Source organism: Corynebacterium flavescens (assembly GCF_008693105.1).
GTDB classification, from domain to species: Bacteria; Actinomycetota; Actinomycetes; order Mycobacteriales; family Mycobacteriaceae; genus Corynebacterium; species Corynebacterium flavescens.
The window spans coordinates 38705-51708 of the sequence record NZ_VXKK01000044.1 but is presented as its reverse complement, the minus strand read 5'-3'; the positions used below and the strand labels follow the sequence as shown (position 1 = coordinate 51708).

Below are 13004 nucleotides of genomic sequence, written 5' to 3'. Positions count from 1 at the left end.
AGGCTCCACCAAAGCCTGGGATACCGAACCCCAGCCGAGGTGGAAACCGAATTTTGGAAGCAGAACTTGCCACAGGCAATAATGGAAATCAAGGCAAATGCCTAGGAACAAAACCCGGGGCACTTCACTCTTGTCTGGAAGTGACTCAACTTACAAAAAACTGATAAGTCCGCTAGGTTTATAATTGCAATACCGGTTGCTTAAATTGCACCGGTAATTTTCCTTCACAAGGCCTGATAGGGAATGCCGGCCTAAATAGTTGCTTAAAATGCAACAAAAAGGAGCCCTGTTATGGCTGTTGCGGAGCGGGTAGCCGCACTACTTTTTGCTTTCAAAGCCAACGGCGAACCGCGCTCAGTATCCGAACTGGCGCGCGCGGTGGGGCGGGAAAAGACCCAGGTCTCGCGCATGCTCAAATCCATGGAACAAGGCGGATTGGTGGTCCAAGATCCCCAGAGCAAACGCTATACCCTGGCTTGGGGCCTGCGGGTCCTCGCGGGCTCAGCGGGCAATAACGTCCTGGCTCGCGTGTGCGTGCCGGCCTTGCGCAAGCTCGTGGCATATACCGGCGAGGGGGCGCTACTGTCCGTCCAAGAGTCAACACAATCCCTGACGATCCTGCGGGAGAAGTCCCACCAATCGCTCCAAGCCGGTGGATGGGTGGGGCGTCGCTCGCCCTTGCATTGCACCGCTTCCGGGCGCGCTCTCCTTTTCGATTCTGCTGATGAGGAGGTCGACTTTCTTACCCGTCGCGACATCGGGCGATCCGAATACGGCACGCGCACCCCAGGTGATCTTTCCACGCTGCTCGAGCGGCTACGCAATGAACGCGAACGCGGCTACTCCGTGGCTTCCGAGGAAGTAGAGATCGGCTTGACCTCCATCGGCGTCCCAGTGCGCGATTCCTTCGGCACCATCGTCGGCGCCATCAACGTATCCGGTCCCACCTCACGCTTGCGCGCGCACAAGGAAGACACCGGCGGGCTGCTCCTGCGCACTGCCCACGCCGTCCATCAGGAGCTGCTCAAAATAGCAGCGGGCAAAGCCGGCCCGTTGGGCCCTTAGGCGCACCGATGCGGGTTCCAGCGGCACACCTCGCTACAGGGTGCGCAACCAGGCCCGGATGCGGCCCCGAGCATTGCTATAGGGCGAGGAGGTATTGAGGGAGATCATGCGTCCCATCGTCCACTTGCCGTACCAAGGTTGGGCGTATAACTCGGTGTCAGAGTATCCCTCGATCAAGGAGACAATGCGTCCTTTTAGATCACGCAATTGCCCGCGTAGTTCCTCCCATGTGTCGCCCTCATGCTCCTGGTAGAAGCGTTGCGCAAGCACCCCTAGCTGGTTCCATTTGATGCCCGGGGCAGGAAGCTCATCCGAAAGCCCCTCGGCCCGGCGCCTATGCCACGTAAGAACCTGTTCGTTCCAGCCAATCAGGTATGCCAGCAGATCCGCTGGGCTCATCCGGGTGCCCTTCACGTGGCCCTCAAGCACCAACTCTCGTGTCGCGCTGAAGGGAACTCGGTCGAGGTCGTCCTCAAGACGTGTGAAGGTCTTGTCTATCGCCGCCAATAGCTCAGTCTTCGAAGCAGGAACAGCCACGTATGCCTCAGTTCTCGGCATGCTTGGCGACGTCTCCGTCACCGCCACCGTGATTTTCATTGTTTAGGCAATGAGAGTACCCTTTTTCTCATTGGGGCATTAGCTCAGTTGGTAGAGCGTTGCGTTCGCAATGCAAAGGTCAGGGGTTCGATTCCCCTATGCTCCACCAGTGTCCTCAGTCGCGTCATCGTTGACATATGAGTCGCGACATGGTGGACAAATCCGGCAGTTTCTGTTCTGAGAACAGTGGCTGCCGGATTTGCATTTCAGACCTAGAAACAAGACGGTAAAAGAATTCCTAGGCCGTGTAAATTACGTGGCCCTAAACGTGCAATTTAATCTGTCCCCTGACATTCACCGAGGTCACAGGTGTGGTGGAGCGACCATATTAGTGTCCCTCACCACGTCCTCCGCGAGGACCTCGGGCCACCGTGCGACCTCCTGCGGTGCGGTCGCTATATACAGCCGCGCCATGGGGAAGATGGTGGCCAAATCAACCGCTGTCGACACCGGGTGCCCCGGATCGTCGGTCCAGCACAGGATGGTCACGGGCATGGTCAGCGTGGTGAGATCCTCCCGTGTCGGAAGGTTGCTCCGAGCCGCGCCGCGGTAGGCGGGGACGAGAAGTTCCGCAGAGATGTCGGGCACGGTCGCAGGACGTCCGACGGTGGCGGGCGGAGGCGCGGCCATCGCATCTGCTTGGAGGAATCTTTCCATCCCCTGCTCCTCGATGAACCGGGCCCTAGCCTCGTAGTCAGCGGCCTGGGCAGTGCGGGTTTCCCACGCCGTCGGTGGGAGCATGAGAGTCAGCCCGCTGAATCTGCCCGGATCACGCACGGCGGCGTGTAGGAGGGTGGCGCAGCCCATTGAGGGCCCCACACCGTGGACCTGTTCGCCGGGAAAGAAGGCATCGAGGAGAGCGAGAAGGTCGGTGGCCAGCTGCGGCCACGTGTAGTCCTCCGGGTCCATCCCGCCCGTGGACTGCCCGTGGCCCCGGGCGTCGTAACGCAGCAGCCTCGTGCCACTGAGCCCCCGCCCGAGATCGAGGTCGAGCAGGCGGTCGCGCTCCCTGCTGGAGGTGAGCCCATGGAGCTGAACAACGGGATGCCCATGCTCATCACTGAAGTAAGTGGCGAGCCTGGCACCGGGAAGGGAAAACGTCGACATGGGATCTCTCCTAACATCTTCGATGGCACTGCTTCTGCGTTAGGATACCGCCATGAGGCTCACCCACGTCACCCACTTAAGGCTACCTTTCGGCCCGCTGCGCAGCTACCAGGTGACGGTGGAGCCGACGGGGACGAGATCTCCCGTCTCCTTTGATCAGGCCAGACATGTCTCGGCCGGTAACCGTCCGGGAAGCTGGATGGCCATGAGTATGCGCTTGCCCGCACCGGTGGACCGAGACCGGCTTGCCGAGGCGTGGCGCGCGGTCATTGAACGGCACGGAACCCTGCGCACGGTCTTCGACCATGGTCCAGACGGAGAGGTGATCCTCCTTGACACCGAGGTCACCGGCGGTGAGTGGACTCAACATGTGACCCGACCGGGGCAGTCCATGCGTGATTTATTCCGCGAGGTTCTGGATACTCACTGTGTGTCCTTCGGTCGTCCCTCATACCTCCTGTGCATTACGGAGACGGCTCAACGCCCTACTCTGGTCATCGCTAGCGATCACTCCCACGTGGATATGTGGTCCATGCTAGTCCTCGTCCGCGACCTGCTCGCCGAGTTGAATGGCACGGAGCTGCCTGCGGCCACCCCGCCGCCCTTTGCCGAGCACACCCGGCTTCTGAGGAACCGCGAACCCGCGCCGGAATCGATCCGGCAGCGCTGGCGCGACATTATTGACGCCGGGGGTGGCGTCATGCCACGGTTCCCGCTTCCACTTGGCGAGCCCGGACACCACCCGGAGCGGGTGGAGGTTCGTGAGGTGTTCACCGTCGATGACATCGCCACCTTTGCCGCCCATGCACGCTTACTTGGTGTGTCCACCCTCGCACTGACCATCTCGCTCATGGCCGCGGTGACGAGGGAACGCGTCAGCACCCCGCTGCGCGCGCTGTTTCCGGTGCACAGCCGCTTTGACCGGGAGTGGCACGACTCCGTGGGGTGGTTCATCACCAACTCCATTCTCGAGGTCAACTCCTCAGAACCCGGCGATGCCGCTGACGCCGTGAAAGAGGCGATTCGGCTGGGGGCCTGGCCGCTTGAGGATGTGCTCGCACCCTGGGATGGTATGCCTGATACCCCGGGCATGTTCGCCGTATCCTGGTTGGATCTACGACGCCTGCCGGTAAGTATTGACGATATCGGGCTTGAGGCGCAGTACGTCAGTGCAGCCATGCGCACTGACGGTGTGATGGTCTGGTTCATTATCGACGACTCCGGTGCCCACCTGCGCTGCCGCTACCCCGACACCCTTGAGGCACGGGAGAATGTGGGTTCCTGGCTCGACGACTTGGTTGGACTCATGCAGGACACCGCCCGTCGCTCCGCGGGCTCACAGTTTAGCCTAGGGGCGCGGAAATACCGCGTGCAGCGTGCCGCCCGGGAGGATTTGCCCGCCATCATCGCATTGCTCACGCCGAACCCGGCACCACTGCACGATTATGAATCCGCTTTTCATGTCATGGACATCAACGCCGCGAACTATCTCGCTGTTGTGCGCGATGAGGACGATGCGATCGTAGGCACCATGCGGCTAACGATCATGCCCGGATTAGATGATGGCGGCGCCACGCGCCTCAACATCGCCAATCTCGCGGTGACCGATGCGGCCCTCGTGTCCCCGATGCTGACTTGGGCGCATGTGCATGGGGCCGCCAGGGGCGCACGGGCTGCGCAGATCATCACCGACGCCCCCGAAATCACCGCGCATATCCGTGCATCTGGGTATTCAGGGCCGCGGATTCAGCTGGAGCGGACCTTGTAGCCCGCACGCTCATAGGTGGGCGCGTTCCAAGGGATTCCTTGCGCTGGTCTACCTTCTCCTGCCAGGATGAAACGGGGATAACGCAGATGAAGCCGGTAATCAACGGGCTCGAAACCTCCCCCCTAAAACAGCCGCGGTGTGCGGCGAACACCAGTTGTGCTCCGGGTACAGCTGCTGAGAATGGACGAACACCTTATCCCCACGAGGGAGTCTTAGGCCATGAGCTTTCGCCGGGAGTGAAAGTCTCGTGCTTTCCCCGAGAGCGGGTCAATGAACTCGAGGCGCACAGAGCTCAGATGCATGGGCACGTTCATGTCCTCGGCCTCGGCGGGGAAAATAACTGGGTAGACGGGGTCGCCCAAGATGGGGACTCCCGCCTCCCACATGTGCAGGCGCAGTTGATGCGTTTTGCCGGTGTGAGGCTGTAGGCGGTAGCGCCCGAGCGGCGGTTGGGGTCCGTGCACGCTTTCATAGGCGGCCGTCTCTTCTGAGCCCAGCGGTGCCACATCGAGGAGGGTGGTGTGGGCGTTGGGAGGGCCTTCGCCAAGCCGGCCCTGGATTTCGCCCGGGGTTTTGGTCATGTGCGAGTGCCACTGCACGGGGGTGGAGAAGGGGGAAAGGGCGGCTATCGCCTCATAGGTTTTCTGGACCTGGCGCGCGGCAAAAAGCGTCTGATAGGCGCCGCGAACTTCGCGCCTTTTGGTAAAAAGCAAAATCCCGGAGGTTAGGCGGTCTAGGCGGTGTGCGGGCGAGAGCTCATTGTTGCCGGTGCTGCGCCGGAGCTGAACCGTGGCGGTCTGCATGATGTGGCGCGCACGGGGCATCGTGGCCATAAACGGCGGCTTGTCGACGACGAGGATGTCCTCGTCCTCAAAGACCACGGGGATGTCGTAGGGGACGGGGGTTTCCGGGGCGGGCATGCGATAAAAGTAAACGTCAGCGCCCTGCGGCAGGATGGAATCGGGGCGCAGCACGGTCGTGTCACGCAAGACCACTTCGCCCGCGGCGAAGCGGGCGTGCAGGGCCGCAGCATCGTCGCTGGGGTGGCGGTGACGCTGGGTGGAAATGACGCCATCGAGGAAGTCCCAGGCGTTAAGGCCGGCCACGGGTGTACGCACGCGAGTGGGGTTGAGGCCATCCTTAATAGGCAAAGGCCTGAAGTCCTTTCGCATGTGTATTAAGCTACGCCCCATGGATCTTGACTCTCTACTCACGCCGTTGGTGGCGTTTTTCTCTGATGGTATCGGTGCTGTGATTTTCTCAAATTTGGAGTTCTTCTACAGTGTGCTTTTCCCCTCTAATGCGGACGCCGCTACCCCTGACATCGTAGGCTAGTACGTACTAGACTAAATGGTATAATCACCTGAAAGGACATATCATGGCTAAGGAAGACATCGTCGTCGTTGCTGTAGATGGCTCTGACGCTTCAAAGAATGCTGTTCGTTGGGCGGCTAATACCGCCCTCAAGCGCGGTATCCCGCTGCGCATCGCCGCGAGCTACACCATGCCGCAGTTCCTTTATGCGGAGGGCATGGTTCCGCCCAAGGAGCTTTTTGATGACTTGCAGGCGGAAACTCTGGAAAAGATCGATGAGGCTCGCGCCGTAGCTCACGAGATCGCCCCTGAGATCAAGATTGGTCACACCGTGGCTGAGGGTTCCCCTATTGACATGTTGCTGGAGATGTCCAAGGACGTCACCATGATTGTTATGGGTTCCCGCGGCATGGGCGGCCTATCCGGCATGGTGATGGGTTCTGTTTCCGCATCCGTCGTGGCTCATGCTTCTTGCCCGGTAGTCGTTGTCCGTGAGGACAACCCCGTGACCGAATCCACCAAGTACGGCCCCGTCGTCGTCGGCGTGGATGGCTCCGAGGTCTCCCACAAGGCCACGGATTATGCTTTCCGTGAGGCGCAGGCGCGCGGTGCCGAGCTCATCGCCGTGCACACCTGGATGGATATGCAGGTACAGGCATCGTTGGCTGGCCTCGCCGCCGCACAGGCCGAGTGGGCGGAGATCGAGCGCGAGCAGGGTGAGTTGCTCACCAGCCGCTTGAGCGAGTTCCAGGAGAAGTACCCTGAGGTCAAGGTGAAGAAGATCATCGCCCGCGATCGCCCGGTACGCGCCTTGGCTGACGCTGCTGAAGGCGCCCAGCTCTTGGTCGTGGGTTCCCACGGCCGGGGCGGCTTCAAGGGAATGCTCTTGGGCTCCACCTCCCGCGCGCTGTTGCAGGCGGCTCCCTGCCCCATGATGGTTGTTCGTCCCGATTCGAAGTAACCATTCGCTAACGTTTCGGTGGGCGTCCAGTAACAAAGGCTGGGCGCCCTAGCCATTTCTCCATGATGGTGACACCATGGAGAGGGTAGAAAGAAAACCTAAGTGAAGGAGTAAGCATTATGGGACTAGGACTCGGATTCGTTGGCTCAATTGTTGTTGGCCTCATTGCTGGCTGGCTCGCAGGTAAGATTATGAAGCGCGATCAAGGCCTCGTTACTAACTTGATAGTGGGTGTTATCGGCGGCATTATCGGCGGCGGACTGCTCGGCTTTCTTAATGGTTCGACTGGAAACAGCTGGATCCTGATGATCATCACGGCCACCATCGGCGCCTGTATCCTGCTCTGGCTAGTCGGCCTAGTAAAGGGTAAGGCTAAGCAGTAAATTAGCGTACATACCGGTTTGTCTATATTGTGGAGATGAATCGGTTTTGTCGTTTTAGGAGTGTGATGTCCGTGCCTGAGAAGAAGTCGCGCCGTAACCGGCCCAGCCCCCGCAGCCGCCTCCTTGAGTCGGCGACTAATCTTTTTAGCACCGAGGGTATTCGTGTCATTGGAATTGACCGTATCCTCCGCGAGGCTGATGTTGCGAAAGCTTCGCTCTACTCCCTGTTTGGTTCTAAGGATTCCCTCGTCATCGCCTATGTCGAGAACCTGGATGAGAAGTACCGCAAGGACTGGGAAGAGCGCACCGCGCGGATGATGGACCCCGAGCAGAAGCTTCTCGCCTTCTTTGACAAGGCCATCGAAGAACAGCCACAGATGGAGTTCCGCGGCTCCCACTTCCTCAACGCAGCCGGTGAGTACCCGCGCCCCGAAACGGATTCGGAGCGTGGAATCGTCGACGCCTGTCTGGCGCACCGCAACTGGGTCCACTCCACCATGACTGCGCTCTTAACGGCGAAAAACGGCTATCCTTCATCCTCCCAGGCCAGCCAGATGCTCATCTTCCTCGACGGAGGGATGGCCGGCGCCCGAGTTGAAAGGGACGTCGCCCCGCTGCGCACTGCCCGCGACCTAGCTAATCAGATGCTTTCGGCTCCTCCGGCGGATTATTCAATTTAGGCTCTGTCTGAACCTCTGTCTTAGTCTCCTGCTTAGCCGCGGTCTTTGCCTCTCGCAGTATCTTGCGCGCCTCGACCTGTAAGAGGGCCTTTTCCTTCTTTTGCTCGCGGCTCAACTTCGGCGTGCTTTCCTTGTTGCGCCAGCGAGTGATGCTCTCACGGCGCAGCTCGTGCACCAGATCGGGCAAAGGGTAACGCTTGAGCATGATGAGCTCGAAGACGATGGTCTGCACGAGCGAGAACAAGTAGGCACAGCCCCAGTAGAAGATGATCGCCACCGGAATCGGGCCGGTCTGGGCCACGTGCCACAGCAGCCAGGGCACGAAGAACAAGACGGCGAGCATGAACCAGAAGATCCGTCGATTCGCCTTCTGATCAAATTGGGTGGTGAGAAAACCGCGGAAGATAGAGATGCCGGTATTGATCACGGTGAATGCGATGGCCGCGATAAGCAGCGGGGTGATCAAGGAGAAGTGGTCACGGGCGAAGTCCGTAATGGGGACACCAAGAAACGTTGATGCGCGGAAAGAGGCAATGTCCTGCGGGTTGAGCAGCCCAATGGAATCAACGTGCATATTAACTCGGGCCATCCGCAGAAGGACCTGGTACAAGCCAATGAACACCGGAATCATGATGAGCGGCGGGACGCAGCCTGCAGCCGGGCGATAGCCAAATTCCTTAGCTAGTTCCTCGCGCTCGCGCATCAGCGCCGCCATCTCCTCAGCGGTGGTGGCCTTCTCGATGCGCTGGTCGATGTCGCGGTTGCGCGGGCGCATGAGCACAGCCAGGCGGGCCGAGCGCACCGAAATCCAGTTCAGGGGCGCGATGAGCCCCCGGACTGTGAGCACGAGCAAGACAATGGAGATCAGCCATCCCACCGAATCATCGACGAGGTTCGCAATGAGCAGGTGCCAGAGCTTCATGATGCCGGATACCGGGTACATGAAAATAGTGAGCATGAGCTTCCTTTTGCAGGCTGATGGGGCCTTACTACCTTACATCTATTAAGCTAAATTCCATGAAAAAATCCCGGGTGAGTTTCAGTCACGTTGTGGGGGAATTGCTGCTTACGGTGGGAGTTATTCTCCTGCTTTTTACTTTTTATGAGTCCTATTGGACCAACATAGAATCAAATAAACTCCAAGAGCACGCTAAGGAGAACCTCGAGCAGGAATGGCACAATCCGCGTGCCAAGCTGCATCCAGAAATGGGTGAGGCCTTTGCGCGCATGTATATCCCGGCCTTCGGCTCGGACTTCAACTTTGCCATCGTGGAAGGCACGGACGAGGATGATCTTTTGCGCGGGCCAGGGCGCTACGTCGATTCGCAGATGCCGGGGGAGATAGGTAACTTCGCGGTCGCCGGGCACCGCGTGGGCAAGGGCGCACCTTTTAATGATCTAGATAACCTGTCCACCTGTGACGCGATTGTCGTGGAGACGCAGAACGAGTGGATCACCTACCGTGTGCTTCCCGTTGCCGGTGCCCCGGCGGACTGCTTTAGCCCTGAGCAGATGGCTAAGCCGGAGTATCAATCCGTCGTCGGAAGGCATATCACCGTGCCGGGTGATGTCGGAGTAACCAAGCCGATACCCGAGTCCGACGTGCCCGCGAGCGAGGGGCTGTTGACCCTGACCACCTGCCACCCGCGTTTCTCAAACGCGGAGCGCATGATCGTGCACGCCATGGGAGTGTCACACGAGCCGAAGGTGCCGGGGCAAACCCCGCCCGTATTGGAGGAGAACTAATGTATCGCGCGCTGTGGAATCTCTTGCCGGGTCCCGTACCAGTTAAGGCACTGTTGGCGCTGGCCATCGCGGTTGGCGTGTTCTTCCTGCTCATGGACGTGGTATTCCCTTGGGTATCCACGCTCATGCCCTATAGCGACGTCGCAGTCTGAGAGGCTCAGTCTAGAGCGCACAGCGCAGAGCTAGCGCCTAGAGGCTAGGGCCGAGAGCTTAGAGCTTGAGGTTGCTGATTGCCTCCTTGGCGATGAGCTCTGCCTTGAGCGTTTGTTGCTGGTTAGTCCACACGGCAACGGCGTAGTCATCCTTCTGCACGGCGTAGACCGAGCTATCACTAAAAACGCCGCGCCCACCGGTCCAGCCCTCGAAGTCGGCGGGCTCGGTGGAGTCAATGGGCGCCGCCCAGTCCACCACTGCGCGGGCCTCCTCCACGCTGGGCATGTGCCGCACGATGACCGTGATCTGTGGGGCGTCGGGGTAGGACCAGAATACGCAGGCAGGTGGGTCGAAGCGGGTATCAATTCCCTGCGTGGTCAGGCGCTGCCCATTGGTGTCTGCCACCCACTGCGAGTCCAGGTAGGGGCAGCTCGTCCACTCGTTGACTTGTGCGCCCTCGGTGGCAGGTAGCCCTTGCTCCGCGGCTGCGGTGGCGTTGTCTGCATCGGCGCTATCGGCACCGGTGTCCGTTGCTGCGGAGGCTGCGGGATCTCCGGCGCCCTCCGCCGCGGGTGCGGGTTCCTTCTTCTCTGAGGGCTGCGGGGAACATGCGCCGAGTGCCACGGTGGTGGCGAGGAGACAGGGCAAGAGGAGGGGAAGTAGGCTTTTGCGCATGAAGCCAAGAGTAGTCCAGCACAGTGTCGATACTGAGGCATTTCGCAACGGGATTCATATCCTCACCGCGACTTTGCTCGTGGTGGCCATTCTCACCTCGGTGGGCCTGCCGGTGGCGCAGGCAGTCCTCAACCTCGTGTTGCTCGCGGCCTTCGCCGTGGTCTATATCAGCGGATCCATCTACGTTGAGACGTGGCCGCGGCCGGCAGCGTATCTGTGGCTCATCATCTTAAGCATCATCTGGGTGGCGGATACGATGGTCACTCCTGCGGCCATCTACTTGGTCTTTGCCCTATTCTTTCTCTACCTCTACGTTCTAGACATTGGCGTGGGCTCCGTCTTCGTCGTGGTGGCCACGCTCATCTCGGTCGCGGTCCAGATACCCAAGGGCGTTACTTTTGGCGGTGTCATGGGACCGGCGGTGTCGGCGCTGGTCACGGTGGCCATCTTCTTTGCCTTCCGGGCGCTGGCGCGCATGAATGCGGAGTTGATGGAGACCCGCTCGCAGCTGGCGGCCACGGAGCGCGACGCGGGGATGATTGCTGAGCGCCAGCGCATCGCCCACGAGATTCATGACACGGTGGCCCAGGGGCTGTCCTCGATACAGATGTTGCTCTACGCCGCAGACCGCGATCTTGATAGCGCCGAGGGGAAGGGCGCTGAGGGCAGCGCTGCTGGAGCGGCTGCGGACTCTGCCGGCATTGATAAGGCACGCGAGCGCATCGAGCTTGCGCGCACCACGGCGGCGGATAACCTGCACGAGGCGCGCGCCATGATCGCCGCTTTGCAGCCTGCCGCGCTTGCCGACGCCTCCCTCGAGGGCGCCCTAGAGCGCATGGCCCGCAACTTCGCCTCCACCTCGAGCTTTCAGGTGGAGGTCGACTCGGAGGGCGAGGCGGTGGCGCTGCCCATGAAGGTGGAGGCGGCGCTGCTGCGGATTGCCCAGGGTGCGGTGGGCAACGTCGTCAAGCATGCGGGGGCAACGCGCGCGCGAATTACCCTGACCTATGGCGTGGACGAGGTGCGCATGGACGTGGTCGATAACGGGGAAGGCTTCGACGTGGCGGCGGTGGAGTCGCGCCCGGCCGGGCTGGGGCACATCGGGCTGGCGGCGATGAGCAGGCGCGCGGAGGAGCTAGGCGGCAAGGTCATCATCGAATCCGCGCCGGGTAGCGGCACGGCGGTCTCCGTTAGTATGCCCTTAGCGAACAATGTAGATTAAACTTTTGGATGATAGATGTACTGACTTTAGGAGGAATGCCGTGATTAAGGTCCTGCTTGCTGATGACCACGAGATCGTGCGCTTGGGGCTGCGCTCGGTCCTAGAGGCGGCGGAAGACATCGAGGTCGTCGGCGAAGCAGCGACCGCTGAAGCTGCCGTCTCCGTAGTTCAGGCCGGCGGAATCGACGTGGTACTCATGGACCTGCGATTCGGGGCGGGCATCGAAGGAACCCGCGTCATGGGGGGTGCTGAGGCTACGGCCCAGATCCGATCCAGCATGGAGCATCCGCCGAAGGTGCTCGTGGTGACCAATTACGATACCGACGCCGATATTCTCGGCGCCATCGAGGCCGGGGCGGTGGGCTACCTTCTCAAGGATGCCCCGCCCACCGAGCTGGTGGCCGCGGTGCGCTCGGCGGCAGACGGTGATTCGGCGCTCTCCCCCATCGTGGCGGACAGGCTCATGACTAGGGTGCGCACCCCGCGTACCTCTCTGACCCCGCGCGAGCTAGAAGTGCTCAAGCTGGTGGCCGGCGGCGCCTCGAACCGCGAGATTGGCCAAGAGCTCATGCTCTCGGAGGCCACGGTGAAGTCCCACCTCGTGCACATTTATGACAAGCTGGGCGTGCGCTCGCGCACCTCGGCCGTGGCCGCCGCCCGCGAGCAGGGCGTGCTCTAGCGCGAGATACGCTGCTGGATTTCAGCCGTGAGGCCGTCGATATCGGATTCAATGGCCTTGTGCGCGCGGCGGCGCTGCTGATCCGTCATGAACTCGGCGTTGGACACTGCGGCCTCGAGATCATCGAGGCGCTCGCGTGCGTCCCGCTTTAAGCCGGCGGGGATACCCGTGCCCTCGAGCGAATTGCGGATTCCGGCTAGGCGGGCCTGCAAAGAAGCGCCGTGGCCCGCGAAGGCGGCGAGCTGATCCGCGCTGACCCCAGCTTGGCGGGCGCGGCGCTGCTCCATGGCCTCGCGCAGGAACACTATTGCGCGGTAGATGAGAGGCAGGAGCAAGGGCGCTGCTGTGCGCAGGGCGCCGGCGTAGCGCTTGATATTGCTGGAGTTGAGCCGGCCCTGACGCAGGCGATCGAGCTCATTCTTGGCCATCTTATACTCGTGCTTGCGCCTAGTCTTCAGGCCCTTCTGCTCCGTCTTGAGCAGGTTCTTCTCCTGCCTGGCCAGCAGCTTTTGCTGCCGCATGCGGGACTTGGAGGCCTCCTTCATCTCGAGCTTGGTGCGCAGCTTGGCGGCCTTGGCCTCAGCGCGGGCATGGGCGCGGGCTTCTTGCAGTTTCTTGATGATGCTCATCTATATTCCCTCACGTTCGTTGATT

General features: G+C 60.8%; 15 protein-coding genes and 1 tRNA gene. 10 read left to right on the top strand and 6 right to left on the bottom strand.

What is annotated here, in order from left to right; genetic code table 11:
• The first annotated feature begins 291 nt into the window (after positions 1-291).
• Complete coding sequence (locus F4V60_RS11695) at positions 292-1065, top strand: IclR family transcriptional regulator (protein WP_075730736.1); 774 nt, start codon at positions 292-294, stop codon at positions 1063-1065.
• 33 nt (positions 1066-1098) lie between these two features.
• Here F4V60_RS11695 and F4V60_RS11690 read toward each other — a convergent pair whose 3' ends face one another.
• Positions 1099-1623, bottom strand: a complete 525-nt coding sequence (locus F4V60_RS11690; protein ID WP_269747427.1) for a ClbS/DfsB family four-helix bundle protein — start codon at positions 1621-1623, stop codon at positions 1099-1101.
• Positions 1624-1695: 72 nt separating this feature from the next.
• Between F4V60_RS11690 and F4V60_RS11685 the strand changes: the two genes are divergently transcribed.
• Positions 1696-1771 (top strand) — tRNA-Ala (locus F4V60_RS11685).
• Positions 1772-1965: 194 nt separating this feature from the next.
• On the opposite strand, the gene F4V60_RS11680 is transcribed toward F4V60_RS11685, so the two are convergent.
• Positions 1966-2769, bottom strand: coding sequence for an alpha/beta fold hydrolase (locus tag F4V60_RS11680; protein ID WP_075730735.1), 804 nt, complete (start codon positions 2767-2769; stop codon positions 1966-1968).
• Positions 2770-2821: 52 nt separating this feature from the next.
• On the opposite strand from F4V60_RS11680, the gene F4V60_RS11675 reads away from it, so the two are divergent.
• Positions 2822-4537 (top strand): condensation domain-containing protein, encoded by a 1716-nt coding sequence (locus F4V60_RS11675; protein WP_075730734.1) that lies wholly within the window; start codon positions 2822-2824, stop codon positions 4535-4537.
• A gap of 212 nt (positions 4538-4749) precedes the next feature.
• Here F4V60_RS11675 and F4V60_RS11670 read toward each other — a convergent pair whose 3' ends face one another.
• Positions 4750-5793: a pseudouridine synthase gene (locus F4V60_RS11670; RefSeq protein WP_373862542.1), complete on the bottom strand. Its 1044-nt coding sequence runs from the start codon at positions 5791-5793 to the stop codon at positions 4750-4752.
• Between the two features lie 122 nt (positions 5794-5915).
• On the opposite strand from F4V60_RS11670, the gene F4V60_RS11665 reads away from it, so the two are divergent.
• From F4V60_RS11665 to F4V60_RS11655, 3 genes are all read left to right on the top strand, one after another.
• Complete coding sequence (locus F4V60_RS11665; protein WP_075730732.1) at positions 5916-6812, top strand: universal stress protein; 897 nt, start codon at positions 5916-5918, stop codon at positions 6810-6812.
• Positions 6813-6931: 119 nt separating this feature from the next.
• Complete coding sequence (locus F4V60_RS11660) at positions 6932-7195, top strand: GlsB/YeaQ/YmgE family stress response membrane protein (RefSeq protein WP_075730731.1); 264 nt, start codon at positions 6932-6934, stop codon at positions 7193-7195.
• 71 nt (positions 7196-7266) lie between these two features.
• Positions 7267-7875, top strand: a complete 609-nt coding sequence (locus F4V60_RS11655; protein ID WP_075731359.1) for a TetR/AcrR family transcriptional regulator — start codon at positions 7267-7269, stop codon at positions 7873-7875.
• Here the strand turns inward: F4V60_RS11655 and yidC are convergent.
• On the bottom strand, positions 7832-8833 hold the full coding sequence (gene yidC, locus F4V60_RS11650) for a membrane protein insertase YidC (protein WP_075730730.1): 1002 nt from the start codon (positions 8831-8833) through the stop codon (positions 7832-7834). The two genes, F4V60_RS11655 and yidC, sit on opposite strands and share 44 nt — an antisense overlap.
• Positions 8834-8892: 59 nt before the next feature.
• On the opposite strand from yidC, the gene F4V60_RS11645 reads away from it, so the two are divergent.
• Positions 8893-9621, top strand: coding sequence for a class E sortase (locus tag F4V60_RS11645; protein WP_075730729.1), 729 nt, complete (start codon positions 8893-8895; stop codon positions 9619-9621).
• Positions 9621-9773, top strand: a complete 153-nt coding sequence (locus tag F4V60_RS12575; RefSeq protein ID WP_170216856.1) for a hypothetical protein — start codon at positions 9621-9623, stop codon at positions 9771-9773. The genes F4V60_RS11645 and F4V60_RS12575 overlap by 1 nt, the downstream gene beginning before the upstream one ends.
• 58 nt (positions 9774-9831) lie before the next feature.
• On the opposite strand, the gene F4V60_RS11640 is transcribed toward F4V60_RS12575, so the two are convergent.
• On the bottom strand, positions 9832-10449 hold the full coding sequence (locus tag F4V60_RS11640) for a DUF2020 domain-containing protein (RefSeq protein WP_075730728.1): 618 nt from the start codon (positions 10447-10449) through the stop codon (positions 9832-9834).
• Here F4V60_RS11640 and F4V60_RS11635 point away from each other — a divergent pair.
• Positions 10448-11671, top strand: coding sequence for a sensor histidine kinase (locus F4V60_RS11635; RefSeq protein ID WP_075730727.1), 1224 nt, complete (start codon positions 10448-10450; stop codon positions 11669-11671). The two genes, F4V60_RS11640 and F4V60_RS11635, sit on opposite strands and share 2 nt — an antisense overlap.
• Before the next feature lie 40 nt (positions 11672-11711).
• The gene (locus F4V60_RS11630; protein ID WP_075730726.1) at positions 11712-12350 is read left to right on the top strand and encodes a response regulator; all 639 of its coding nucleotides are present in this window, start codon (positions 11712-11714) and stop codon (positions 12348-12350) included.
• Here the strand turns inward: F4V60_RS11630 and F4V60_RS11625 are convergent.
• Complete coding sequence (locus tag F4V60_RS11625; RefSeq protein ID WP_075730725.1) at positions 12347-12979, bottom strand: DUF6474 family protein; 633 nt, start codon at positions 12977-12979, stop codon at positions 12347-12349. The genes F4V60_RS11630 and F4V60_RS11625 overlap by 4 nt on opposite strands.
• Positions 12980-13004 lie beyond the last annotated feature (25 nt).

What these genes read in the sequence shown, in the direction of transcription:
- F4V60_RS11695 (WP_075730736.1), top strand. Translation starts at nt 292, where the DNA reads ATGGCTGTTGCGGAGCGGGTAGCCGCACTACTTTTTGCTTTCAAAGCC.
- F4V60_RS11690 (WP_269747427.1), bottom strand. Translation starts at nt 1,623, where the DNA reads ATGCCGAGAACTGAGGCATACGTGGCTGTTCCTGCTTCGAAGACTGAG.
- F4V60_RS11680 (WP_075730735.1), bottom strand. Translation starts at nt 2,769, where the DNA reads ATGTCGACGTTTTCCCTTCCCGGTGCCAGGCTCGCCACTTACTTCAGT.
- F4V60_RS11675 (WP_075730734.1), top strand. Translation starts at nt 2,822, where the DNA reads ATGAGGCTCACCCACGTCACCCACTTAAGGCTACCTTTCGGCCCGCTG.
- F4V60_RS11665 (WP_075730732.1), top strand. Translation starts at nt 5,916, where the DNA reads ATGGCTAAGGAAGACATCGTCGTCGTTGCTGTAGATGGCTCTGACGCT.
- F4V60_RS11660 (WP_075730731.1), top strand. Translation starts at nt 6,932, where the DNA reads ATGGGACTAGGACTCGGATTCGTTGGCTCAATTGTTGTTGGCCTCATT.
- yidC (WP_075730730.1), bottom strand. Translation starts at nt 8,833, where the DNA reads ATGCTCACTATTTTCATGTACCCGGTATCCGGCATCATGAAGCTCTGG.
- F4V60_RS11645 (WP_075730729.1), top strand. Translation starts at nt 8,893, where the DNA reads ATGAAAAAATCCCGGGTGAGTTTCAGTCACGTTGTGGGGGAATTGCTG.
- F4V60_RS12575 (WP_170216856.1), top strand. Translation starts at nt 9,621, where the DNA reads ATGTATCGCGCGCTGTGGAATCTCTTGCCGGGTCCCGTACCAGTTAAG.
- F4V60_RS11635 (WP_075730727.1), top strand. Translation starts at nt 10,448, where the DNA reads ATGAAGCCAAGAGTAGTCCAGCACAGTGTCGATACTGAGGCATTTCGC.
- F4V60_RS11640 (WP_075730728.1), bottom strand. Translation starts at nt 10,449, where the DNA reads ATGCGCAAAAGCCTACTTCCCCTCCTCTTGCCCTGTCTCCTCGCCACC.
- F4V60_RS11625 (WP_075730725.1), bottom strand. Translation starts at nt 12,979, where the DNA reads ATGAGCATCATCAAGAAACTGCAAGAAGCCCGCGCCCATGCCCGCGCT.